The 23,522-nt window shown below is 38.2% G+C and carries 23 protein-coding genes; 3 read left to right on the top strand and 20 right to left on the bottom strand.

Annotation, left to right across the window (positions count from 1 at the left end; all coding sequences use genetic code 11):
• Nucleotides 1-507: 507 nt before the first annotated feature.
• Entirely contained in the window at nucleotides 508-1,494 is a 987-nt protein-coding gene (locus tag F607_RS30035; protein WP_051311545.1) for a GGDEF domain-containing response regulator, read from the bottom strand.
• 465 nt (nucleotides 1,495-1,959) lie between these two features.
• On the opposite strand from F607_RS30035, the gene F607_RS0115655 reads away from it, so the two are divergent.
• Nucleotides 1,960-2,904 (top strand): ABC transporter substrate-binding protein, encoded by a 945-nt coding sequence (locus F607_RS0115655; RefSeq protein ID WP_027708844.1) that lies wholly within the window; start codon nucleotides 1,960-1,962, stop codon nucleotides 2,902-2,904.
• 433 nt (nucleotides 2,905-3,337) lie between these two features.
• A complete protein-coding gene (locus F607_RS0115650) occupies nucleotides 3,338-3,673 on the top strand; it encodes an HU family DNA-binding protein (protein ID WP_027708843.1) in 336 nt (111 codons plus the stop codon).
• Between the two features lie 94 nt (nucleotides 3,674-3,767).
• On the opposite strand, the gene F607_RS0115645 is transcribed toward F607_RS0115650, so the two are convergent.
• The 19 genes from F607_RS0115645 to yiaY form a co-directional block, all read right to left on the bottom strand.
• Complete coding sequence (locus F607_RS0115645; RefSeq protein WP_027708842.1) at nucleotides 3,768-5,000, bottom strand: beta-ketoacyl-ACP synthase; 1,233 nt, start codon at nucleotides 4,998-5,000, stop codon at nucleotides 3,768-3,770.
• Nucleotides 4,997-5,722, bottom strand: coding sequence for a 3-oxoacyl-ACP reductase FabG (gene fabG / locus F607_RS0115640; RefSeq protein ID WP_027708841.1), 726 nt, complete (start codon nucleotides 5,720-5,722; stop codon nucleotides 4,997-4,999). The genes F607_RS0115645 and fabG overlap by 4 nt, the downstream gene beginning before the upstream one ends.
• Nucleotides 5,719-6,216 (bottom strand): hotdog family protein, encoded by a 498-nt coding sequence (locus F607_RS30030; RefSeq protein WP_051311544.1) that lies wholly within the window; start codon nucleotides 6,214-6,216, stop codon nucleotides 5,719-5,721. Before F607_RS30030 ends, fabG begins: the two co-directional genes overlap by 4 nt.
• Complete coding sequence (locus F607_RS0115630) at nucleotides 6,216-7,406, bottom strand: beta-ketoacyl-[acyl-carrier-protein] synthase family protein (RefSeq protein ID WP_027708840.1); 1,191 nt, start codon at nucleotides 7,404-7,406, stop codon at nucleotides 6,216-6,218. The genes F607_RS30030 and F607_RS0115630 overlap by 1 nt, the downstream gene beginning before the upstream one ends.
• A complete protein-coding gene (locus tag F607_RS0115625) occupies nucleotides 7,403-8,134 on the bottom strand; it encodes a DUF3261 domain-containing protein (RefSeq protein WP_027708839.1) in 732 nt (243 codons plus the stop codon). The genes F607_RS0115630 and F607_RS0115625 overlap by 4 nt, the downstream gene beginning before the upstream one ends.
• Nucleotides 8,134-9,384 carry an NAD(P)/FAD-dependent oxidoreductase gene (locus F607_RS0115620; protein ID WP_084611271.1) on the bottom strand — a complete coding sequence of 417 codons (1,251 nt, stop codon included), beginning with the start codon at nucleotides 9,382-9,384 and terminating at the stop codon, nucleotides 8,134-8,136. Before F607_RS0115620 ends, F607_RS0115625 begins: the two co-directional genes overlap by 1 nt.
• Complete coding sequence (locus F607_RS0115615; RefSeq protein ID WP_027708837.1) at nucleotides 9,381-11,798, bottom strand: MMPL family transporter; 2,418 nt, start codon at nucleotides 11,796-11,798, stop codon at nucleotides 9,381-9,383. The genes F607_RS0115620 and F607_RS0115615 overlap by 4 nt, the downstream gene beginning before the upstream one ends.
• 19 nt (nucleotides 11,799-11,817) lie before the next feature.
• Nucleotides 11,818-12,417 carry an outer membrane lipoprotein carrier protein LolA gene (locus F607_RS0115610; RefSeq protein WP_027708836.1) on the bottom strand — a complete coding sequence of 200 codons (600 nt, stop codon included), beginning with the start codon at nucleotides 12,415-12,417 and terminating at the stop codon, nucleotides 11,818-11,820.
• Complete coding sequence (locus tag F607_RS0115605; protein ID WP_051311543.1) at nucleotides 12,404-12,853, bottom strand: acyl-CoA thioesterase; 450 nt, start codon at nucleotides 12,851-12,853, stop codon at nucleotides 12,404-12,406. Before F607_RS0115605 ends, F607_RS0115610 begins: the two co-directional genes overlap by 14 nt.
• Nucleotides 12,843-14,387 (bottom strand): HAL/PAL/TAL family ammonia-lyase, encoded by a 1,545-nt coding sequence (locus F607_RS0115600; RefSeq protein WP_027708834.1) that lies wholly within the window; start codon nucleotides 14,385-14,387, stop codon nucleotides 12,843-12,845. Before F607_RS0115600 ends, F607_RS0115605 begins: the two co-directional genes overlap by 11 nt.
• 6 nt (nucleotides 14,388-14,393) lie before the next feature.
• The gene (locus F607_RS30025; RefSeq protein WP_084611270.1) at nucleotides 14,394-16,181 is read right to left on the bottom strand and encodes a glycosyltransferase family 2 protein; all 1,788 of its coding nucleotides are present in this window, start codon (nucleotides 16,179-16,181) and stop codon (nucleotides 14,394-14,396) included.
• Nucleotides 16,150-16,527, bottom strand: a complete 378-nt coding sequence (locus tag F607_RS0115590) for an ApeI family dehydratase (protein ID WP_027708833.1) — start codon at nucleotides 16,525-16,527, stop codon at nucleotides 16,150-16,152. Before F607_RS0115590 ends, F607_RS30025 begins: the two co-directional genes overlap by 32 nt.
• Complete coding sequence (locus F607_RS30020; RefSeq protein WP_051311541.1) at nucleotides 16,515-17,909, bottom strand: AMP-binding protein; 1,395 nt, start codon at nucleotides 17,907-17,909, stop codon at nucleotides 16,515-16,517. Before F607_RS30020 ends, F607_RS0115590 begins: the two co-directional genes overlap by 13 nt.
• Complete coding sequence (locus tag F607_RS0115580) at nucleotides 17,906-18,478, bottom strand: COG4648 family protein (RefSeq protein WP_027708832.1); 573 nt, start codon at nucleotides 18,476-18,478, stop codon at nucleotides 17,906-17,908. The genes F607_RS30020 and F607_RS0115580 overlap by 4 nt, the downstream gene beginning before the upstream one ends.
• 117 nt (nucleotides 18,479-18,595) lie before the next feature.
• Nucleotides 18,596-18,847, bottom strand: a complete 252-nt coding sequence (locus tag F607_RS0115575; RefSeq protein ID WP_027708831.1) for an acyl carrier protein — start codon at nucleotides 18,845-18,847, stop codon at nucleotides 18,596-18,598.
• A 68-nt stretch (nucleotides 18,848-18,915) separates the two neighbouring features.
• A complete protein-coding gene (locus F607_RS0115570) occupies nucleotides 18,916-19,176 on the bottom strand; it encodes a phosphopantetheine-binding protein (RefSeq protein ID WP_027708830.1) in 261 nt (86 codons plus the stop codon).
• Nucleotides 19,160-19,957 (bottom strand): lysophospholipid acyltransferase family protein, encoded by a 798-nt coding sequence (locus F607_RS0115565; RefSeq protein WP_027708829.1) that lies wholly within the window; start codon nucleotides 19,955-19,957, stop codon nucleotides 19,160-19,162. The genes F607_RS0115570 and F607_RS0115565 overlap by 17 nt, the downstream gene beginning before the upstream one ends.
• Nucleotides 19,954-20,703, bottom strand: a complete 750-nt coding sequence (locus F607_RS32940) for a beta-ketoacyl synthase chain length factor (protein WP_051311540.1) — start codon at nucleotides 20,701-20,703, stop codon at nucleotides 19,954-19,956. Before F607_RS32940 ends, F607_RS0115565 begins: the two co-directional genes overlap by 4 nt.
• A 763-nt stretch (nucleotides 20,704-21,466) precedes the next feature.
• A complete protein-coding gene (gene yiaY / locus F607_RS0115550; RefSeq protein ID WP_027708827.1) occupies nucleotides 21,467-22,618 on the bottom strand; it encodes an L-threonine dehydrogenase in 1,152 nt (383 codons plus the stop codon).
• 691 nt (nucleotides 22,619-23,309) lie between these two features.
• Here yiaY and F607_RS30010 point away from each other — a divergent pair.
• Nucleotides 23,310-23,522, top strand: a 213-nt coding sequence (locus F607_RS30010) for a transposase family protein (RefSeq protein ID WP_420864436.1), incomplete at its 3' end; no start/stop codon positions are given.

The following is a 23,522-nucleotide window of genomic DNA, read 5'->3' as shown; positions in this document are numbered from 1 at the left end:
AGGATTCACCCACTGTCAGTCACGTAAAAAAGAAGCCACACATACTCATTTAAATGCTTCATTATCAGCACTTAATGTCTTGAAGTTAGAGGATCAGCTATTAAAAGGAAGTAATGATAGAACAGTAATTTCAATTGTCTCATGGAAACGTAAAAAAATTTAATCAACACTTAATGGAAAAACTTTTTGACAAGTTAGGGTTAAGCTTAAGTATTCAAAAAGTCGCTCAAGTGTATAAACAGATGAGTGACTATGGGGCTATGGCTGCGTAAAAGTGTCTAGAGTATTGATATAATTTAGTTTAAACAAGCCAGAGCTATAGCATGCTCACTAATAGTGAAACACCTTAAATTATAGTATTCATTTACAGTCAGCCATGAATATTTATAGGTAGCGCATTTAATTGATAAAGAGCGCTGTTGGGTGATTACAATAATAAGCGATGGGAAGACACAGCATAAACTGCATTCCCTCCACACTGATGGTCAAAAACACGAACAACAAACCCTATAAATGATTCGTAAAGGGTATACTATTGACATAAACAAAGTTACTCTCATTTAAAGTGCTACAAACCTGTGCTCTACCATTGCGTTTAGCACGATATAACTGAGCATCCGCATCTTGAATTAAGTGAGCGGGTTGAGTGCTTTTATCAGGTATTACTGTCGCGACACCAGCACTTAGTGTAATTTTTTTACTAGCTGCTGATGATGAGTGAGATATATTTAGTGCTTGTACTTCTTCGCCAATAGCCTTTGCGAGAAAAACAGCCCCTTGTAATGATGTTTCAGGTAAAATAACCGCAAATTCTTCTCCACCATATCTGGCTGTTAGATCTCCTGCCCGCTGTGGTCTTCTTGCTATAGTTTCAGCCACACGACACAAGCATGTATCACCTTTTAGATGGCCATAGGTATCGTTATAACTTTTAAAATAATCAATATCAAACATGATTAATGATAAAGGTGCCACACTGCGCATACACCTTCGCCATTCTTTTTTAAAATGCTCATCAAAATATCTTCTATTACAAACACCTGTTAAACCATCACGCCAAGCGTACTTTTTCAGTAGCTCAGCTTGACGTTTCATCATTAAATGAGTTCTCACCCGATGCTTAAGTGTTAAATGATTTACAGGTTTAGGAATAAAATCGGTACAGCCAACAACCCAACACATATTTTCCTGTTCAATAGTATTTTGGGATGTGATAAATATAACGGGTATATCTTCGGTAGACTCATTACTTTTCAAGCATTTACAAACATCTAAGCCATTTACACCTGGCATAACAACATCAAGTAAAATTAAATCAGGCATCTCTTCCTTTTTACAAAAATTAAGAGCTTGTTTTCCATTATTTGCAATAAAAACATCATAATCGTCTCGCAAGATATGATGTAGCATCTTAAGGTTTAATGGGTCATCATCAACAATTAATACTCGACCTCTATGCGTAGCGTTTTGGATATATTCTTGTGATGAGTACATTACAAAGTTTCCTTTTCACTCTCAAGCTGAGTAGCTCGGCAATATCCTTTTGCTTTATTAAAATATTTATTACACTAAACATCTTCCGCAAATATACCCATTACATTAATATTTCACACCAAAATTTCATCCATTAATACGCCTAATACTTATTCAACTAAACAGTATAATACACCCACAGCGAAATATCTTTAGGGATAGCTATCAAGTAGTTAATCTTCAGAATCTTCTTCCAACCAACTGTAAAACTGGTATACCTTTCGTGATCCAACTTTAGTTATGACAACAAATCTTACTGATGCGTCCATTAGCGCAGCTTCGCTAACCTATTAGAATTAGCACTATAGATGACAATGTAACAATTGATCCATCTAAGGTATAGGGTGATGTACTCTTTTGCTAACCTATAAGTTTTAAAGCATTTTTTCTTTGCAAATTGAATACACAGCTTAAGATCTTTCTCTTATGAAAATATACCCAATACTTTTTATATTCTTATACTATTTACCTATAACATCTGCGGCTCAAGATCAAAAGCCTGCCCATATAACCATTGCCCTAAACGACTGGGCTAGTCAAATTGTACTATCTTATGCGATTGGTAACTTGCTGGAAAAGCAAGGCTATAACATTTTTTATCGAGAAATAAGCACCGCTAAACAATGGGGAGCCATTCGCCTAGGAGAAATAGATTTACAACTTGAAGTCTGGGAAGGCTCTATGGCCAGAGACTTTTTACGAATGGTTGAACAAAAACTTATCATTGATGCAGGAAACCACAGCGCAATGACAAGAGAAGAGTGGTGGTATCCAGCATATGTTGAAAAGATGTGTAAAGGCTTACCTAACTGGAAATCGCTGAATAGCTGCTCCCACCTTTTTATCATGGACTATTCAGGCGAAAAAGGTGTTTATATTATGGGGCCCTGGGATAAACGAGAGGGTAAGCGTATCCGCGCTCTCAAACTTAACTTTTTATTAAAGAAAATTGGTGGCGAAGCCTTTAAGCCAACCATTTTACTGGCTATAAAAAAACAAACACCTTTACTCATTTTCAACTGGACACCGAACTGGGTAGAAAGTCGTATAGAAGGTCGTTTTGTCGAGTTTCCTCCTTATGAGCCATCCTGCACATCTGACCCTAAGTGGGGACCAAACCCCTATGAAACAATGGATTGCGGCAACCCTAAAAATGGCTGGCTAAAAAAAGCAGTATCAAAGCGATTCCCTGAAGTATGGCCTTGTGCATTTGAGCTTATAAAACGTATCAGTTTTACTAATCAAATGATCTCTGAAGCATCTGCTTTGTATGAGTATGACCGGCACTCTTATATGGATGCAGCAAAGCTTTGGCAAGACAAGTATAAAAATGAAATAGGCCACTGGCTATCCCTGCAGTGCCCTTTATGACACATAATTGGCTAAACAGATACCCACAATCTGCCTAAAGGAAACGAAACTTTTGTACTATGACCGAAGCTTTGTACTAGCCTTTGCTACCCCCACAATGTAACTATACAAATGCTTAAAGAGCGAAATAATCATGTCCAACACTTCTCATAAGGTCCTAATTAACCCCAAAAATAGCTCAAACAATACACTCAAACTGTCATCTTTCATACAATGACTATCTACTGTACAAGCAAATATAAGCCAGTGAACAAGACTAAAGGTTGCGCCTTTTTCTAGTAAGATAGACACTTACTAAGCTAAGCTATTACTATTACAGCTTTCACAAAACTACTAAGAAAACAAAATTTAACTCAAAGAATTGTTTTTCTAATTGTCATAAACCAATAGTTGTATTATTTTTTCCTTGTAACTCTAATGAAGGGGTAATGTCATGGCCGCAGCCAAGAAAGCAACAGCAATCACAGAACGCTACACGAAAACACAAATCCTTAATGAAATTGCCGAAAACACTGGCCTTACCAAAAAGGATGTTTCTAACGTACTTGATGGACTAAGCGAGGTAATTGAGCGTCATATCAAAAAACGTGGTTGTGGTGAATTCACCCTTCCAGGCCTTCTCAAAATCACAACTAAGAAAAAGCCAGCAGTTAAAGCCCGTAAAGGTGTCAATCCTTTCACGGGAGAAGAAATGATGTTTAAAGCCAAGCCAGCTTCTATGCAAGTTAAAGTTCGGCCTCTGAAAAAGCTTAAAGACTTCGCACTTTAGGCACTACACGTTGCAACTGTTTTCTTCTCCATCATCTCCTGATGGAGAAGGATTCAGCTCAGTTTTAATGAAATCCAGGAAAGAGTTTAACTACTTACTCGCCAAGCCAACGCTTGAAAATCAGTGATGTATTAATCCCACCAAACGCAAAATTATTGCTCATTACGTACTGGCAGTGTCGTACCATACCATCACTCATAATATAATTCAGAGGTGCACATTCTGGATCAGGATTAACAAGGTTGACTGTTGGAGCAAACCATTCTTCCTGCATCATGTTAATAGATAGCCATGCTTCTATAGCCCCACATGCCCCCAAAGTATGGCCAAAATAACTTTTTAATGAGCTAATAGGCGTATTACCACCAAATACATCATATGTTGCCTGGCTCTCCGCAATGTCACCTCGCGTAGTAGCTGTACCATGAGCACAAATATAATCAATTTCTGACGCAGTCAGCCCTGCATCACTAAGCGCAATGCGCATTGCTTCTGCCATTTGCGAGGCATGAGGCTGAGTTACATGCGCACCATCAGAATTTGTGGCAAAACCAACCACTTCTGCAATAATCGTCGCACCACGACGCAATGCATGGTCTAAGTCCTCTAAAACAAAAGTACAGGCCCCTTCTCCAATCACTAGCCCATCTCTATTTTTATCAAATGGTCTTGGGGTTAACTGTGGAGTATCATTGCATGTACTTGTTGCATATAAGGTATCAAAAATTGCCGCTTCCGTTGGACATAACTCTTCAGCGCCACCAGCAAGCATTAATGGTTGCAAGCCATATTTAATAGCTTCATAGGCAAAACCCAGTCCTTGACTACCTGATGTACAGGCACTGCTAGTTGGAATTATTCGTCCTTTAATGCCAAAAAATAACCCCATATTGACTGCAGCAGTATGGTTCATCATCTGTATATAACTGGTCCCAGTAATACCTTGTGTCGTATGATCACTTAACATACGACCAAAACCCACCATAGGCGATGTACTCCCTACTGATGAACCGTAAGCAATACCCATTGTCCCAGAACTGATTTGCTCAGATTCTAGTAATTTTGCTTGGTCTAAAGCACGTTCAGCGGTTAATGTTGCCATTTGCGATACCCGACCCATACTGCGCGTTTTTTTACGGGTGTAATGTTTTGGCAATGTAAAATCTACGACAGGTGCAGCAAGATTAGTCAGCAACCCCTCATATTGCTCCCAGCTAGGCATTTGGCAAATACCTGTTTTTTTAGCGCGTAAAGCCGATAGCACACTTTCCCAATTATCTCCCAGTGAGGTTAAGGCAGACATTCCTGTAACAACAACACGCTTCATCCGCTCAACCCTCCATCAACACAAATCACTTGTCGAGTAATGTAAGCAGCCGCAGGTGAAATTAAAAATGCAATAGTTGCGGCTACTTCTTCTGCAGAGCCAGCTCGCTTAGCAGGTATTTCCTTTAACAGCTGGTCACTCACAGCCTCGGTCATATCCGTATCAATCAAGCCCGGTGCAACACAGTTAACTGTTATTTTGCGCTTTGCAAGCTCTAATGCCAGGGCTTTTGTCGCCCCAATTATCCCTGCTTTAGCCGCACTATAATTCACCTGTCCTCGATTACCTTGCACACCAGACACTGATGATAATGTAACAATACGAGCCGGCTGACGTTGCCGAACCATAGGCATGATCACAGGGTGTAATACATTATAAAAACCATCTAGATTAGTACTTAAAACACTATCCCACTGCTCAGGAGCCATTGCCGGAAAAGCATTATCACTATTCACTCCAGCATTACACACCACAGCATAATAAACACCATGCTCAGCCATATCGTTTTCAATAGCCTGTTGTACCTGACTACGGTCGCTAATATCAAACGGTAACAGTCGCCCTCGCCCGCCCTGAGCCAAAATATCTGCTAATACTTTTTCTGCCGCCTGTTTGCCTACGCGATAATTAATAACAACTTCATACCCTTGTTGGGCGAGCATGACAGCTGTTGCTTTACCAATACCGCGACTTGCACCTGTAATTAATACACTTTTATTCATAACACTGACTGCTGTAGCATCTGAGAAGGATCATCGGGTTGAAAAACATTAACTGAAGCACGCGCTAGCCATTTATCAACTTTCGATTTTTCAGCTAAGGGGTTATTTTCAGTTTGAGCGGGGTACACTATGGACTCAAAAACACTTAATCCATTGTCATCATAGACTTCAGTCGCGGTAACCCAATAAGTATGTTGCAGAAAAAGACCTGCGACCTTAGTTTCAAGACGACGTGTACCTAGTAAAAACCCAGGTTTTATAGGTTCACACTTGAGGTAATGATTTAGTCCTGTATAAGTCGCAATAGTTTGGGCCATATACTCTAGCCCAACCCATATCGGCACATAACCTTCATCGGTTAAAAAAATATTATTCGTATTCACCGTAAACGCAGCTACTATCGTTTTATCAGCAAATGCAACAACGCTATCAATTAAACACATTGGCTGACGATGCGGAATAAGTTTCGTGATAGGAATAGCTGTCACATCCATTAGCTCACTCCAAATAACAGACTGACATTATTACCACCAAAGGCAAATGAATTGCTCATGGTAACATTTAAGGAATTCAACGAAGTATTGGCTTTTACCAGCGCTAATGAGGGTAGTTGAGGATCCAAACAGTGATCCCAAAGATGAGGGGGCAATAAACGTTTAGGATTATAGGATTTTGATAATGTTAACCAGCAAATAGCTGCCTCAATCGCACCAGCAGCACCTAATGTATGCCCAGTCATGCCTTTGGTTGAGCTAGCAGGAACACCCTGAGAAAAAATAGCCTGCATGGCTAAGCTTTCCATCGCATCATTTTGCTGGGTACCCGTACCATGTAAATTAACATAGTCTACATCCGTTGCATCAATCTCTGCATTTTGCAGTGCTCGCTTTATTGCCAGCTTAGCGCCATCACCCTCAGGATGCGGTGCAGATATATGATGCGCATCCGATGCAGCACCTGCACCTAAAAAGTTAATCTCTGCAGGTTCACGTTCCATTACCATCAAAGCAGCACCTTCACCCAAGGTAATACCTGATCGATTCAAGCTGAAAGGATTACAAACACCTTTTGCAACAGACTCTAAACTCATAAAACCATTCACGGTTAATTGACACAAACTGTCTGCTCCCCCAACAATCACCGCATCACACAAATTACTTTTAATGAGTTGTTGGGCACTGGCAAATACATTTGCACTGGAAGAGCAGGCTGTAGAAACCGTATAGGCAATTCCTGATAGTGATAGACTTTGTGCTACAAATGCTGCAACACTTCCCATTTCCTGCTGTGTATAATGGAATACATCAGGTAACTTATTCGTTTGCTGATAACAGGCAACTGCCTTTTCTACTTCCCAAACGCCTGCTGTACTTGAACCAACAACAACACCTATGCGGTCAGCGCCATACCGTTGACACAATTCAGCTACTTGATCAGCTATTTGCAAAATTGCAGCTTGCAAAAGCTGACTATTTCGACAGTGGTATTGTTTATCGGTAAGCTCTATTGCAGGTAGTACATCATTAACAGCCGCCACGGCTATTTCTTTATCAGGGGTGAACTGACAAGATGGTTTTATTCCCTGCTGCCAACCACTGAATAATCGCGCAGCTATTTGTGATAAATCACTACCCAGGCTACAAGTCATACCCACAGCAGTTAAACCAAACTGAGATGAGCTCATAATTGCTGTTGCTCCACTGTTATAATTTGTACTTCATAGTGACGAACTGAACTCTTTAATTGAACATCCCACTGATTAGGTCGACGTTGCCGATAACTGATGACTGTTTGTTGCTGCTGAGAATTAATAAAACGTTTCTTTAAGGCACTTGATTCATTCACTTCGCTTAATTGATTGCTCTGTTGAGATGCAACAATTTCATCACGAATTAAATAACCTTTTACCTGTAAACGTTGCTGTAAGACCGACAGAGGGGCATAAACCCACAAAAAATCCTGCATGATATAACTTAAGTCTACTGGTTCTTCAGGTAAATAATACTTTTTCTCAATATCCTTTCCATTATACGATACCGTAAATAAATGCTGTCCTAAGTGGCTTAGCCCTACAATTGTAATCCGTTTAGGTGTTACTTCTGTTTGTGTTAGCAATGAAAGCTGTTTATCTTTAAACAGGATTGATATATTTTGAGTCAGTACAAAAGGCTTTTTAATCCACATTAATCCTGGTAATAGGGTTGGCGTAAACTCCTTTGAGGAATCATTATTATTACTCAGTCTATTGACTTCACTTCTTTCAGACCAGTGATTACAACCAGCAAATAAAAAACAACAGCATATTAAAAGTAACAACCGAGCATTAAGCACATTATCGTTAACAGCCTTTTTTATTTGAAAAAAGTACATTTTTAGCTGTGCCATTATTTTACCCAATAAATAGACATTCATCACTGGCATAACCCTGAGATAAGTCGTAGAAATTTTCGTGCATCCTGTACTACAGGATTACGCGTATCCCAAGCATAACCTGCTAATACAGAACTAATCATTGCAGTTACATCAGGGTCCTTGTTGGGATAACACAATATTGGTAATAATGTTCCTGCATACCAAGCATCCACAAATGCTCTAAAAGTATCTATACCTCCTAACAGAGGCTCTACAAACTGTTGCTGCCAACAAACAGGCTCCCCTGAAAATTGCCTTGTTAAAACATCACATGCTAATTGAGCTGACTTAAAGGCAATAGTCACTCCTGAAGAAAAAACAGGATCTAAAAATTCACCGGCATTACCCAGCAGAGCATATCGATCACCGTAATAAGATTTAACACTAGATGAGTAACCCCCTATCTGCCTTACAGAATATTTATTACGTGCTCCTTTTAAAAGATTTGATAAATAAGAATCTGCATGACAAATACGTTCAAGCATTTGATCGGGACTTAATCCCGCAAATTGTTGATAAAATTCAGGAGTAGCAACAGCACCCAACGACGAAGATCCATCAGCAAAAGGGATTAACCACATCCATGTCTGAGTATCCTGAGGATGCACTGTAATAATAATTTTATTCCGATCAAATCTTGTTAAGGGTATTTGATCAATAACATGGGTAAATAACGACTGCCGAAATGGCAAGCTTGAGGACTCTTCAATCTTTAATAATTTAGGGAGTACACGCCCAAAGCCACTGGCATCCAAAATAAATTGAGTTGTTTCAGAGTGAACATTACCATCACCATCATACCAAGCAACACGAACTCCACCATCTATATAGTCAATATGTTTGACTGTGGCTTGATAAATGACTTCTGCACCTTTACTTTCAACTTGACTGGCAAGTATTGAGTCAAATTTATCACGCTGGACCTGATATGTTATCCCCCAGCCTGGTGAAAATTTTTCCCTAAAATCAAACTCAACCTGCGCGTCCTGCCAACGAAATATCGCTCCATTTTTATATTGAAATCCAGCCTCTATGACAGGCTGTAATAAGTTAGTCTGCTGTAATATCTCCATCGTTTGTGGCAATAAACTTTCACCAATAGAAAAACGAGGAAATTGGCTTTTTTCGAGTATTTTGACCGTTATCCCCTGTTCTAAAAGATAGGCAGCAGCAACACAACCAGCAGGTCCTGCTCCGATAATTAACACATCAACAGACTGCTTACCGGGTTGCAAAAGCATATTCTTCATAACGAGTGCCTCTTAGCCTGTTGATTAACATCATTTTCAGTTAGAGAGTGACTAATCTTTTTCCTCAAACTGCAGGGTGCCCAAATAAAGGCTAACGAAATACCTATTAGAACCGTAAAGCCAAAAGTTTGAACTGCATTAGTAGAACTTAACGATAGTAAACCGAAGGCTAAAACTGTGGTACCTGCTGATAGTAAAATTGCAATATAAGTGCTTAAACGATGTTTTTTATCTTCTTGCAAGAATACTGTATAATCAATTCCTACCCCCATTATCAAAATAAATGCCAAAATATTGAATAAATTTATTGGCTGAAGAAAGGTTCCCACTAAAGCTATTGCCGTTAATGCTGCCGTTAACGGTGGTAGTATAATAAGTAATGCTTTCAACCACCCATAGCGCCAGCCCAAGAATAAAAAAATAAATAAGTAAGCTATAAATGCCAGTTTAACGATAAGGTGCCGATAGCGAGATAGCACAGTTGTAATATCATCCGCTTTACTAATGAAATATATACCTGAGTCTTTACTTGCTAAGTCACGTACTACAGTTATATCCTTAACATCCACTAATTGCATCACCGCAGCATAGCCCTGTGTATACTTACCAAGCCATAAAGCACTAACATATTGACTCACTGGACTTGACAGCCAATGACGTACTGTTAACAAGGATGAGGCTTCAGAATCACTATTAAATGAAGTTAATTGAGTTTTTGACTGATATATTTGCAATGCCTTTTGTTTTGCGTCTTTTGTATATCCTAATTTACTTAACAACTGGTCGAGTTGTTCTGGTGGCATATTTTGCTGTAATAACTTTAAATTATGTATTTGCTGCTGCTTTGAAGGAACCCACTGTGCAACACTACTGACATGGCTTAATACTCCCTGTTTTATCAGTGGTATAAGTTCAGTTAACAACTTTTCCTGTTTCTGTAATAGTTGCTCTTCTGTCTTTGCTGTTACAATATAAAACTGATTAATCAGATTTTGCCCTGTCAGTGACTTTAATTTTTGATCATGCTGCTGGCGCTCAGAGGAAAGCTGTTGTAATAACCGAATATCGTCATTCACAGGCAACTTAGTGAATAAGACTGCAGCTCCTGCTAAACTCAATATCATCATTGTCCATAACAGTGTTTTTGAAGCACATTGTAAATGATATTGGTGTAAGGAAATAAAAAAGCTCAGGTTTAGAAAGCCTTTATTTTTGCTGGGCTGCTGACATAAATAAGGTAAAAATAAAATAACTGTCAAAAATGCTGAAAGTAAACCAACTGCTGAAAAAAAGCCAATTTGTACTATACCCGGAAAAGGAGCTGTCATCATTGGCGTATAACCAATCACACTGGAAAACATACCTAATCCAACAGCAGGTGTAATTCTTTTAATAACTCGCATAGGCGAAAAGTTAGTTTCCTCAGCCTGACGCGCAGTAAAAAAATGAAAAGTATAATCAACTGAAATACCAATTAAACTAGCCCCAAAAACTAAGGTTAACCAATGAACTTTATCAAACAAGTAGCTAGTCAGAGTAAATGCAACCAGTATCCCCACACTTATCGTTAACAAACAACATCCAATAGGCTGCAAAGAGCGGAAAATAGCACTCGACAAAATAAAAATACCAATCAGTGAAATGATACTTATAAAGCTAATATCGGACTGCGCATTCCTGGCACCTGCCTCTGCGTGAAATAAAACACCAGAGTATACAACTTCTGTTGAAACATATTGACTTTTAAGCTGATCAACCCACCTTTCTACACTCTCAACAGCTTGTTTTTGCAACCTTAAATTAAATACATCAAACGTGACTTCTGAATTCATTAATACATAGTAGATACCATCGGCTTCTGCTATCAGCAAGTTATCCACAATTGAAAAATGATTATTAGTAGCCGGGGTTAACTGTTGAAGTTGTTCTTTTAATAAAAATAGAGGATCACTTTGAAGTAAACTACTACTAATCATATGTGCAGGATTCAGCAGCTGCTGCTGAATAGCACCTTCCCACTCAGCAAGCGTTCTTGTTTCAAGCGCTTGTTGCTGCCTGGTGGTTAATCGATGATAACGATACGAGTAATAAAAGCTGTAGAAAGCCTGTTGCTTCGAGTGATCATGACGTAGTACTGTATTTTTCCATAACTCACTTTGACGAAGTTTATGGGCAAATGCCTCTGCTACCTGAATAGCTTGTGCTTTATCCTTATGACCAAGTAAAAAAACTACCTTTGAATTATGACTGCTTATATATTTTGACGATAGCTGGCTAATATCTGGCTGTTGCTCTGTTTTTGGGAGCAGTGCCATGATATTAGTTTCAATCACATTACCTTGCAGTAGCTTTACTATGAATAAAGCACAAACAATGAATAAAATGAATAGCCAGCTAAAAAACCTCAACTTCATAAATCATCTAACCTGACTTTCAATTTGGTGTACTAACTGTCTGTACATCAAGTAACTTAATCAAAGTCTTGTCACCATTTGTTTCAGTAATACGGATAATGTTAACTACCTGATTAATCACAAGCTCAACATTAACTAACCCTTTACGTAATAACTCATCCTTAGGACGTAAGTCTAACTCCCATTTATCTTCGCTTAGTTTTCTGATATTAATAGAAAAAAACTGCTGTAATTGAGTTTTATCTCCAGTAAACAACGGCCTAAATATAGCACTAAACTGCTTTAGCGCCTGATCATTACTGATTACATTTGCTTGATTGGTCGACTTTAAGTGATCAACGATACCGTTCTGATCAAAGGTAAAATGCTTTGTAATGGGAAAGGTAATCATCCAATCAACCTTATCACTCTCAACTTTAAATGTACCTTTAGATACTAGTGGTTTTCTTAATACAGCAATGTGCTTTTCTTGTAAAAATTTTCCAGAAAGGCTTTTCGCTAACATTTGATTCTGCCAATATTGCCAAAATGCCTCATTTTTAGTAGAAGCTGCTTTGGTAATAAAAGGTAGCGAGACAAAAAATAAAACCAAAAAAGCAATTACTTTACTGCGCAGCATAATAAGCCTTAACCTTTTCTATTAATATTTCAGGAGAACAGAAAAGTGTTTCTCCCGTCATCATATCAACAGCCATTTGTATGGTAGTGGCTTTAGTTAACAGCTCTCCGTCCACATCCACAATTTTGTATGAAAGCTTTAAGCGATGTTCATACTCAACAAGCTCAGTAATTACTTTCAAGACCTGATCAAATCGAGCAGATTTAATATATTTAATGCGTAAATCAACAATAGGCCAAATATAATTAGACGCTTTCATTTGCTGATAGGTATAATCTATTTTTTTTAATAAATCACATCGCCCTAGTTCAAAGTACTTTAAATAATGACCATGCCAAGTAACACCCATGGAATCGACATCAAAAAAAGGTACATTAATTAAGGTTTCAACTGATAAGCAATGAGTTTGAAAAGATGTATAAACATCATGCTTCATATAAGCACCACTTCTGCTTTTGAATAGCTAATGTCAGTGATCTTAGCTCCGTTTCTAACGGACGATCTTCAACAATAAACTCAACATCTTCAGTTAATGCCTCATACATTTCCTGCACTCGAAATGTTAACGTACTATCATCTGTATCTTTTTGTTGATGACGAATACCTATCGCCTGACGAACAGCTAACAAACCTGCAGCAGCAACTTGCTCAGTTAACTGTAATACACGTAAACAATCACGCGCGGCAATTGTTCCCATACTGACTTTATCCTGGTTGTGGCACTCTGTTGACCGAGAAAAAACACTTGCTGGCATTGTTAATTTCAACGCTTCAGCAGTCCAAGCGGAAGCTCCAATTTGCACAGCTTTCAAACCATGGTTAATCATTGCATGAGATGAAGTTGCCGCAGATAAGTTCGCAGGAAGTCCTTGGTTAAACTTCGTATCCATAATCAGAGCAATTTGTCGATCAAGCAAATCAGCAAGGTTCGCAATGGCCTGCTTCATACTGTCCATAGCAAAGGCAATATGTCCTCCATAGAAATGACCTCCATGGTAAATGCGCTCGTTAATACCATCGACAATGGGGTTATCATTTGCACTATTTAATTCTGTTTCAATAAACTGTCTAAACCAAGGCAGTGCATCTTGTAAAACACCAATAACATGGGGAGCACAGCGTAAGGAGTAACGGTCCTGTAGTCTTTTTTCAGTATCGTGTTTATCCGCCACAGCTAGATCGGCTCTTAACCAGGCTGCAATTTGGTTTTGACCTTGGTGAGGTTTAACTGCAAACAACCCTTCAGCAAAGTGATAAGGGTTTCCACCTAAAGCAATAGACATCATTGCTGTAATACGTGTCGTGAGTTTTGACAAATAAGTAGCACGGCTATATGCAAGACATGCCAAAGCAGTCATTACTGCCGTACCATTCATAATGGCCAAGCCTTCTTTAGGCTGCAAGCATATGCTGCGAATATTCAACTGCTCAAATACATCTACTGTCGGTAATCGTTGTCCTTGATACCAAACTTCACGCTCTCCCATTAACACCGCTGCAACATATGATAATGGTGTCAAATCTCCACTCGCGCCCACAGAACCTTCCTGAGGAATAATGGGTAATACTCGCTTGTTGAGTAATAATACTAATAAACTCAATAACTCAGGTGTTACCCCTGAATAACCTTGCGTTAATGAAGCTAAACGAGCAGCTAAAATTGCAGCACTTTCTTCTTCAGAAAAAACATCACCTAATCCACAACCATGAAAACGCATCAGGTTAATAGGTAACTCATGAACGCGATTCAGTGGAACACCAACTGTACATGAATCACCATAACCTGTGGTAACACCATAAATTTCACCTTCTTTAGTCAGTAAAGCATGTAAATAATCAACTCCAGCCTTTATTTTTTGATTATACTCATCTGTATTACTAAGCGAGGCTAAAGCACTCCCTTGAGCTAATGAGATAATATCCTCGATAACAAGGGGGGCTTCTCCAAAAGTGATTATTTTTTTGTTCATAATAAATTAATTACCCTTACGGTCCGTTGTATTCACACTACACCCTTTATGATTTTTTTCAGGATACTTAGATTCAACTCTATTCGACTTCCAAAAATCGAAAAAATTAAACCACTGCAGAGGATCCTGTAATACATGCTTTTCAAGCTGTTTCACATAGTGACGACAATGCATATCGATCGTTGCCTTACGTGCTTTTCTAGGTATCTTTTCACCATCAAAAATCTTGTTAAAAGTCATATGATATTTTTTTTGTTTGTAATCCTTGGCACAAAACAACAAAAAAATCGGACATTCTAACAATAAACCCAGTAAGTAAGCTCCTTGTGGAAAAGAAGCAGGTTTACCTAAAAAGTCACAAGTTAACACTCGCTCTGATCCTGTGATAGGGACCCTATCACCTGCAACAATGATAACTTCGCCAGCATCAACTTTGGCTTTTAGACTGATGGCAACAGTCATATCTATTGTATTGACTTCTATTAAATTAATTTGCGTATCTGGATTTAATTTCGCTAAAAACTGATTGAATTTAACCGCATTCTCAGAATGAACGAGTACGTTAAATTTACGAGCATACTTGCCCTGTGTAATTGCCCGACAAACATCATTATTGCCATAATGACTTGATACAAGAATACAACCTTTATCGTGCTCAAGACCATGGACAAAGCTGTCGGCATTATGCATAACAATATTGTCTTTACTGATTTTCCCTGTCCAAATAGCTACCTTATCAATAAACTGGTCGCCAAAACGCATAAAATGAAGGAAACTGTGCCTGGATTTAGTTAATGCAACAGGAGTAGGCTCACTTGCTGATTTGTAAGCAAATGCTTGTTGTAAAAAAGTTGATGACACCTTTCTTGCATTTGAAGAGATCAAGTAATAATAACTAATTACTGGATATAATAGACCTCGTAACCCTCTTTCACCAAGCAAACGATATGTCCAAAAGGTAAGTGTCAATGCCAGCCAACCACCTTGTTCTTTGAATGAACTCCAGTGAGTAGATCGTTTAACTTTATTTTTTCCTATAATTCGTTTAGGTAAACGAGCTAGCATTTCACATACTAGACGGGTATGCATAATAGTTAAGCCGACATTATCCCAAAACATTTTAAAGTGGGACTTTCCCTGCTTAGGATAAGAAATAGGAGTAGGGATTGAGTAAACGGGTACTCCTTCCCAAAAAAGCCGCACCATAATTTCTGTATCAAATGCCATTCGATGCGGTAATCGACATTGTCGAATAACATTCATGGCGCTTTTAACTGGGTAAACCCTAAAACCAATCATAGAGTCTTGAATTTCGAAGGAAAGCGTTTCTAGCCAAACCCAAAAGTGAGTTAGGTAACGAGCATAAAAACGTAACCTTGGTACATCATTATCATAAATAGGTACCCCAGTGACCAAAGCATCTGGAGTTTCCTCTGCTTTTTTTAACAGTTTAACTGCATCAGGTAAGTGGTGTTGCTTATCTGCATCTACCTGCAATGCGTGAGAAAAGCCCTCTATATAAGCTTGTGACAAGGCTCTAATGAGAGCTGCACCTTTACCTTTATTTTTATCAAACCTAGTCACACTCACAGATTTAAATTGAGAGACTAACTTTTTCAAAGCATACTGGGTGGTTAAATCACTACCATCATCAACAATAATGACACGCAGATTTAATGAGGATAAATCATCAATTACTTGCTTAATTGTTTCTCCATGATTATAAATGGGTATTATAATACACGGACGAAATGTACTGGCATTATTGGTCATAGATAATGCGTCCGCTACCATAAACTACATCACCTGCTCTATAAGAAAAACTAAGCTTTCCACACTTATTATCAATTAATTGAAGTGTTAATTGACTATTTGGCTGAATAATGCGCTGAAATTTAATGGCTTCAATACGATGAACATTAAATGTTACTGATAAATATTCTTTAGCCAATAACATAACCCAATGAACTTGGGCAACACCTGGCAGTATAGGCATATTAGGAAAGTGCCCTTCAAAAAATAAGTTATCAGGTTTAATATTAATTTTTATATCAATAGTTGTTAATTCAACATTATGATTTTTGCTTACTTCAATTACTTCAGGCAATAATGGCTGGTCATTCATTGTCATTGTATCCATTTTTGTAACTCAGCGTGCACCAGCTTTCCTTCTGAGCTAAGCGGTAACTCTTCAACATATTGCCACTTTTTAGGCAATACAATAGCTTCAAAATAGCCTTCAAGGTATTTTCTAAAAACTTGATTTAGCGCTAATTTCCCTTGCTCTTTTAGGAACGCTTCACCTAATGCACTCAATACAACAATACACGCTAAATACTGTCGGTGATCATCAACAGCTAATGCAGCGATATCTTCAACAAAGGAGTGCTTCTCCAAGCATATCTCTACTTCAACAAGGGAAACACGCTTCTCTTCAATCTTAACAATGCGATCCACTCGTCCCAGCAAATGAAATGTGTTTTCGGTAACAGGCTGTACTTTATCCTCAGTATCAAACCATTCCTCATTACTCATATAGAGAGAATTGATACTCAGTGTATCTTTCTCAGTCACTCGCCAATTTACAGTTGGAAAACTTTGCCAGGGTGTATCAATACAGACTTGCTGCCGATAAGCAATCCCCCCTGTTTCTGTACTTCCATAGATTTCAACAGGAAGAAAGCCAAAACAGCGCTGAATGTGACGTGCGGATAATAGCGGTAAAACACCACCAGAAGAAAATATTGCTTTGATGCCTTTTAAGCTTCCAGGAGAGCAATCTATATCAAAACGCTTTAACAAAGCTGGACTGCTCACCCAAATTAAAGAAGAAAATTTATCTAAAGCGGTTAGTAAATTCTCTGGATAACTTACGGTTTCATGAATAATAGGGCGTCCACTAAAAAGCGGCCAAAGCACGCGAAAAAGAAAACCATAGATATGTTGAAATGATACAGAGCCTATAACGTACCCTTCGTTTATCTGACTAGACCAACGTTGATGCAATGCTTTTACTTCCTCAACTAGATTTATCCAATTTTTTGTCACCTGCTTAGGCTGACCTGTACTACCTGATGTATAAAAGTGAATCTTCAAATTATCGTATTCTGAAGAACCAATTTTAACTGCAGGCGTAATAGTATTTGGTTTTATATAGGGTGTTATAGATGGAACTTTTTTAATAGGAAGAATACTGGGTACTTTGCTTTTATCGGTTAATAGCACATCTAGGTCATGCGCAATGGATGCTAAGAAAGCTGGCTGGCCATTGGGAAGTAATACAGCCTCTTTTTTAGCCAACGTAACTGCGAATAATGCTACAGTAAATAAAACAATATCTTCACAGTAAATTGCATAACGCTGCGCTGACGAATGGTGTATTTCTTGTTGTAAATGATTAATAGCATGCAACAATGCCTGCCATCTTATTTCGTCGCCATATAGTGAGACAAAAACTGGCTCAGTCCGCTGACACAGATCGACTAAAACCTCACTCAAATCTTTAGGCAGCTCAACCTTCATTCGTTATCCCTTGGCTCTATAACACATTTACGAAAAACCCACTCAATGGCAAACCAAATACCCATAAATACATAACTAATTGAACCATTATAAATAGCCCAAAAAGTCAATGAACCTTCAGCTGCACTCCATGTCGCAATAGTGCCATTAATTATAAAAAACATGCACCACCATATCGTAACAAGTCGTGTGTAATGCACAGCATATTCACTCAAATCTGGCTTCTTTAAGCGAGCAAACATCTCTATAACTGTTGGTGGAAACCATAAACTAAAAGCAAACCAACACAAAAACCCTATACTTACGAAGACTGGATAGAATCTAAGTAATTCCTCATTAGCACTGACTGCACTGCCTCCTGTAATTGCTATGCCTACCATAGAAGCTAACCAGAGTTGTGTCTTCATAGCTTTGGTCAGCACATTACGAATACACCACAGTCTTACTATAAAGAAAATACATAAAACAAAAGCTACCCATCGAAAATCAAGGTGATTTATTCCCCAGTAAACCCAAAGAGGATAAATAAATAAAACAACCCCAAGTAACAAGCCTAGTTTTTTTTTCATAAGGTACTTTGTCACACATATATACCCTTCTTATTGGGTATAGCTTTGACTTTGTCATCGTTGAATGCTTCATGTTCAGTGACTTGTTATCACTATTCATGATTAAACGACTTCTATTTATGAATTATCCATCAACTGTTGAGTCGCCTCAATTAGATCTTGAATCGTTCTTACCTGTTTAAATGACTCAGGTTGTATTTTTTTCTTGGTATAGTCCTGCAGTGTGATTATTAAATCAACAGCATCGATACTGTCCAAATCTAGGTCTTCATATAGTGTCGCTTCCAAACAAACTGCCTCAGCAGGGACTTCAAATTTATCGACTAGTGCTGTTTTTACATGTTCAAATATTGCTTGTTTTGTATCCATATATAACCTACTTATTACTCATATACAGTGGCTGACTTACTTAGCGTGACCAGCATTTTTGGTCTTTTCTATACACTACGTTGTGCCTGTATAAATTCAGCTAAGGTATTAACTGAGTAAAAAAACTTTTTATTTTGTTCATTATTTGCTTCTAGCTTTATTTGGTATTTTTTCTTCAAAGCTAGACCTAGCTCCAATGCATCAATAGAATCAAGCCCCAATCCATTAGTAAATAAAGGATCATCACTGTTAATATCAGATGATGAAATATCCTCTAACTCAAGTGTCGAAATAATTAGCTGCTTTAATTCTTCACGCAACGGATTCATGTAATACTTCCCCTTGGCGATAACATTTTTGCAAATACTGTGTTAAACGTCTGGCACTAATGCTTAACGGTTCATTTTTTGTAATAAAATTACTTGTTTCCAAACAGTCCCCCACCTTTATTGTAAAATGCATTTTGCGTTTGGGTACTTGATACCAACGATGCGATTTGCTTAATGCACTGGGTTGGCAACTGATATATACTAATCGCACTGCAACTTGCGCTCTAAGAGCTATATTTGCGGCCCCCCGACGGAATACTTCCGGCTTACCTGGTTCAGTGCGCGTCCCCTCAGGAAATATTAATAAGTTATTGCCTCTTTTTAATGTATCAACACAGTCATCTAATAGCTGCTCTGGTGTTGAATTACTAATATAACCAGCTGTTTGTACTACTCTTTTTAAAAAAGGGTTATGCCATAATGCTTCTTTCACTACACAGTCTACACGTGGAAGATAAGAAATAAGCAAAACAACATCTAATAACGTGGGGTGGTTGGCAATAACCATTATACCACTATCACTTTTTAATTTTTCAATATTAGCTGTTGTAAGAGTAAGCACACCTAAGCTACGTAAAATACTAATAAAGAAACGAAAACTTTTAGAAATGAGTGCTTGCGCCTTAAGCTTTCGTTGGTCTTTACTTTTTGCATTGACTAAAATGAAAGGAAATATTACCAGGGCAATAAACAGACCACCAATCCCAAACAATGCAAAGCCAAAACCCGTTGCAACAATACGCCAATAATAATTCAAGTTGAGATGTGACTTGCTTATCATGCTTTAGCCCACTTCCAGCGCATTGTACTTTCAGTGTGACACATTTCCTTTTTTTCTGGGTCTAACCAAAATTCCATAAACTTTTCTGGCTGTGATAATTTGTCATATAAGGGGTTAATAATGGTCTGCCAATTCATTGAAATATTAGAACTTTGCCTATTATCAGGCAGTGATAGAACCCATGCTGAAGCCCCATGAAAGGGCTTCTCGTCAGCAAATTCCGTTAGCATGTCAGTTAATGGCTCATCATAATAAACAAATAAGACACACCCATTTTCTGGTTGTGATCGTAGTTGCAACCAAGCTTCCAAAAAACCTGCAGCTAATGTAGAACGCCCAGAGGACACAGCCGAAATAGCAGATGAATTGTTTGTCAATATAGATAAAATACCCGCTGTTCCATTATAAACAGAATGACTAAAATGTATGGGTGAAATATATTCTTGTTCCCTCAGGTCCTTTAACATTTGCAGCATGCGCTGTGTATCGCCATGACGAGAACCAAAAACACACGGCATGGAGGCAGATTGAACCTGTTCTAAACATTTTAAGGCTACATACAACCCTAACTTTCCTAATGAACTTAACCGACGTCTATATACAGCAGGAATAATCGAATAGTCTGGGTGCTTATTATCTGTTTTAAATGCTTGTTTAGTTTCGTGCCAATTAATTCTATGGCTCCCCATCTCTAACGCAGGTGTCCACATGTACCAGTGATTTACATGAAAGCTAATTGACTGCATCCTACTACTTCTAAAGCTAAAAATGGTTATAAGGTTAAAAATGTTCTAAAGCCAAACAAGTTCAGTGAGAGTTTTTTCACATACTTATCCTATCCTCTTCACGTACCATCTTTTAGTTTGGAGCATATACGCTTATTTGTGATGCAATAAAATACATCACAGAAGACAAGTTTATTAAAAAGCCAACCAATTCAAATTTGTAAGCATTAATACTTTTCTTTTTTATTTTACCCATGACAAAGTTTTTTAAGGCCAGCCTTGAAGTGACAAAGCCCCAGTTACTTATGGCTATAAGTAACTGAGGTGAAGAATGCCACAACAAACCCTAAAAATAGTCAGTGAAAGGTCTGCTCAATTAAAAAGGTAAAGCATAAATTATTGGCAATGTTCTCATTTTTTTCTGGAAGCTGTACTTACATTCCTCACAAAAATACACACATTTACAATTTTATTTCCACAAAGTTGCCCCAACCATGGGTAAATTTATTTATCTAACTTCTTACAGTATGACGCTACGGGTCAATACACAAAATAAATGACTTTGCGGGCTGCTATTATAGAGAAGAAAATTAGCTAGATTAGCTAGGCTGGAAGAACTGAGAAGATGAATAACAGAAGATGAGTACACTTCACTAACAATGATAAGTTGCTCACACTTATTCATTCAAGACAATAGAAAGCAAACTTTGTTGGTCAGTTAATAAAACAGGCCTCTTAATGAAAACAGCTTAATTAAGAGGCCCCTATTTGCTATTTTTGTTTGCTACATCGCAGCTTTAAAAATATCAACAATCTCTTCATGAGTTGCTTGCTTGGGATTGGTTAAACCACAAGCGTCTTTTAATGCATTATCTGCTAGTATCGCCAGGTCTTCTTGTTTTACACCTAACGCTGTTAAACCAGCCGGAATATTGACATCCGCAGCAAGCTTTTTCATAGCCATTATCGCAGCTGCGGCCGCATCACTGGCGTCAAGGTCATGAATATCACACCCCATCGCTTTTGCAACATCTTTTAGTCGTTCAGGGCATACTTGACTATTGTAAACCTGAACATGCGGCAGAAGCACTGCATTACAAACACCATGCGGAAGATCATAAAATCCACCTAATTGATGCGCCATGGCATGAACATAACCCAAGCTTGCGTTGTTAAATGCCATACCTGCTAACAACTGAGCATAGGCCATACCCTCTCTGGCTTCTTTATTTTGGCCATCAGCCACAGCATTGCGTAAGTGCTGACTAATCAACTCAATCGCTTTTAATGCACAGGCATCAGTAACAGGTGTTGCAATAGTTGAAACATAGGCCTCAACAGCATGAGTTAGTGCATCCATACCAGTGGCTGCTGTCAGAGCTGTTGGCATACCCATCATCAACTCTGAATCATTGACTGAGATAATAGGTGTTGTGTGCTTATCCACAATAGCCATTTTTATATGTGTTGTTTCATTGGTAATAATACTAAAACGGGTTATTTCACTTGCTGTACCCGCTGTGGTATTAATAGAAACAAGAGGCAGTTGTGGCTTTGCTGACTTATTCAGCCCCTCATAATCTTTAATCTCGCCACCATTCGTTGCTACCAAAGCAATACCTTTAGCGCAGTCATGAGGAGACCCTCCGCCTAAAGAGATAACAAAATCACATTGATTATCCTTCAGTAGCTGAAGTCCTTCTTTAACATTAGTAATGTTCGGGTTAGGCCGAGTTTTATCATATACAACCGTCTGTAAACCGTGCTGCGAGAATAAAGTAGTTACTTTATCCACAAGGCCTGTACTCAAAAGCCCCTGATCAGTAACCAATAAAGCTTTTTTGAAATCGCGGCTGGCAATATCTTTTACTGCATCTTGCAAACAGCCATACCCCATATAATTGACTGTAGGCATATAAAACTGAAATGCTGCCATTATAACCCTCTCTGCTTAAACTATAGTTTTAGAATACGCATGTAAAATACGTGTTTTGTCTTATTAATTTATTGATTAAACTCAATGCTGAAACCATTAAGCAGTGGAGTTTTAAGGAAAGGCGACAAACAACAAATGCTTGAAAAGATTCTGCTAAAGATATATTTTCAAAATCATAATTTACTTACAGTACAAAAAAGACTCATATAACGCGCATATCATATAGTAGAACAATGCAGGTGCTATTGCTGAGGAGCATTTAGCAGCCAGCCCAGTCACTTATTAATATAACCTCCTGAGGCTTCCTCGCTTGACGGCTGCCACTAAAATCCTTTTTTTTGGGTATAGGTATACATAATAAGTCGAAAAATCTTTAAATATATAAGGCACCAATTTTTTGCAAGAGCAAAGAAACGCTGCACGGAGAGCTGCAATGTATAAGGAATACATGAAGATTCAAATACAATGCTTACACAGCTATTACCAAAAAGTGCGTTTTTTAGAGGAGTCTTAAAGTTAATCAGACTATTAAAACTTGCCAGGACTAAACTAGCAGAAATTATATTTGGTTTGAGTCATATCACCATTACTGATAGATATACCCTTCACGAATCGTTTTTAGGGCAGGGCAATCGCATATAAAAATACAACAAAATCAGTATAATAGGATGATTAGCAACTGACTTAGAGCATCACATTGGAAAAAAATAATACAATTGCAGATCATTTTAGTCACTTAGACGACCCTCGAGTTGAACGCCATCGTCGTCATACGTTGGTTGATATCATTACTATTACGATTTGTGCTGCGTTGTGTGGAGCAGATGATTGGGTTGCTATTGAGCGATTTGGTAAGGCCAAGGAAGCATGGTTTCAAGGCTTTCTAGAATTGCCTAATGGGATA

It is taken from the genome of Zooshikella ganghwensis DSM 15267, from assembly GCF_000428585.1.
Classification (GTDB): domain Bacteria; phylum Pseudomonadota; class Gammaproteobacteria; order Pseudomonadales; family Zooshikellaceae; genus Zooshikella; species Zooshikella ganghwensis.
This window is presented reverse-complemented; position numbering and strand designations above follow the sequence as displayed.

Coding starts and splice junctions, on each gene's coding strand:
- F607_RS30035 (WP_051311545.1), bottom strand. CDS start 1,494: ATGTACTCATCACAAGAATATATCCAAAACGCTACGCATAGAGGTCGA.
- F607_RS0115655 (WP_027708844.1), top strand. CDS start 1,960: ATGAAAATATACCCAATACTTTTTATATTCTTATACTATTTACCTATA.
- F607_RS0115650 (WP_027708843.1), top strand. CDS start 3,338: ATGGCCGCAGCCAAGAAAGCAACAGCAATCACAGAACGCTACACGAAA.
- F607_RS0115645 (WP_027708842.1), bottom strand. CDS start 5,000: ATGAAGCGTGTTGTTGTTACAGGAATGTCTGCCTTAACCTCACTGGGA.
- fabG (WP_027708841.1), bottom strand. CDS start 5,722: ATGAATAAAAGTGTATTAATTACAGGTGCAAGTCGCGGTATTGGTAAA.
- F607_RS30030 (WP_051311544.1), bottom strand. CDS start 6,216: ATGGATGTGACAGCTATTCCTATCACGAAACTTATTCCGCATCGTCAG.
- F607_RS0115630 (WP_027708840.1), bottom strand. CDS start 7,406: ATGAGCTCATCTCAGTTTGGTTTAACTGCTGTGGGTATGACTTGTAGC.
- F607_RS0115625 (WP_027708839.1), bottom strand. CDS start 8,134: ATGAATGTCTATTTATTGGGTAAAATAATGGCACAGCTAAAAATGTAC.
- F607_RS0115620 (WP_084611271.1), bottom strand. CDS start 9,384: ATGAAGAATATGCTTTTGCAACCCGGTAAGCAGTCTGTTGATGTGTTA.
- F607_RS0115615 (WP_027708837.1), bottom strand. CDS start 11,798: ATGAAGTTGAGGTTTTTTAGCTGGCTATTCATTTTATTCATTGTTTGT.
- F607_RS0115610 (WP_027708836.1), bottom strand. CDS start 12,417: ATGCTGCGCAGTAAAGTAATTGCTTTTTTGGTTTTATTTTTTGTCTCG.
- F607_RS0115605 (WP_051311543.1), bottom strand. CDS start 12,853: ATGAAGCATGATGTTTATACATCTTTTCAAACTCATTGCTTATCAGTT.
- F607_RS0115600 (WP_027708834.1), bottom strand. CDS start 14,387: ATGAACAAAAAAATAATCACTTTTGGAGAAGCCCCCCTTGTTATCGAG.
- F607_RS30025 (WP_084611270.1), bottom strand. CDS start 16,181: ATGGTAGCGGACGCATTATCTATGACCAATAATGCCAGTACATTTCGT.
- F607_RS0115590 (WP_027708833.1), bottom strand. CDS start 16,527: ATGGATACAATGACAATGAATGACCAGCCATTATTGCCTGAAGTAATT.
- F607_RS30020 (WP_051311541.1), bottom strand. CDS start 17,909: ATGAAGGTTGAGCTGCCTAAAGATTTGAGTGAGGTTTTAGTCGATCTG.
- F607_RS0115580 (WP_027708832.1), bottom strand. CDS start 18,478: ATGAAAAAAAAACTAGGCTTGTTACTTGGGGTTGTTTTATTTATTTAT.
- F607_RS0115575 (WP_027708831.1), bottom strand. CDS start 18,847: ATGGATACAAAACAAGCAATATTTGAACATGTAAAAACAGCACTAGTC.
- F607_RS0115570 (WP_027708830.1), bottom strand. CDS start 19,176: ATGAATCCGTTGCGTGAAGAATTAAAGCAGCTAATTATTTCGACACTT.
- F607_RS0115565 (WP_027708829.1), bottom strand. CDS start 19,957: ATGATAAGCAAGTCACATCTCAACTTGAATTATTATTGGCGTATTGTT.
- F607_RS32940 (WP_051311540.1), bottom strand. CDS start 20,703: ATGCAGTCAATTAGCTTTCATGTAAATCACTGGTACATGTGGACACCT.
- yiaY (WP_027708827.1), bottom strand. CDS start 22,618: ATGGCAGCATTTCAGTTTTATATGCCTACAGTCAATTATATGGGGTAT.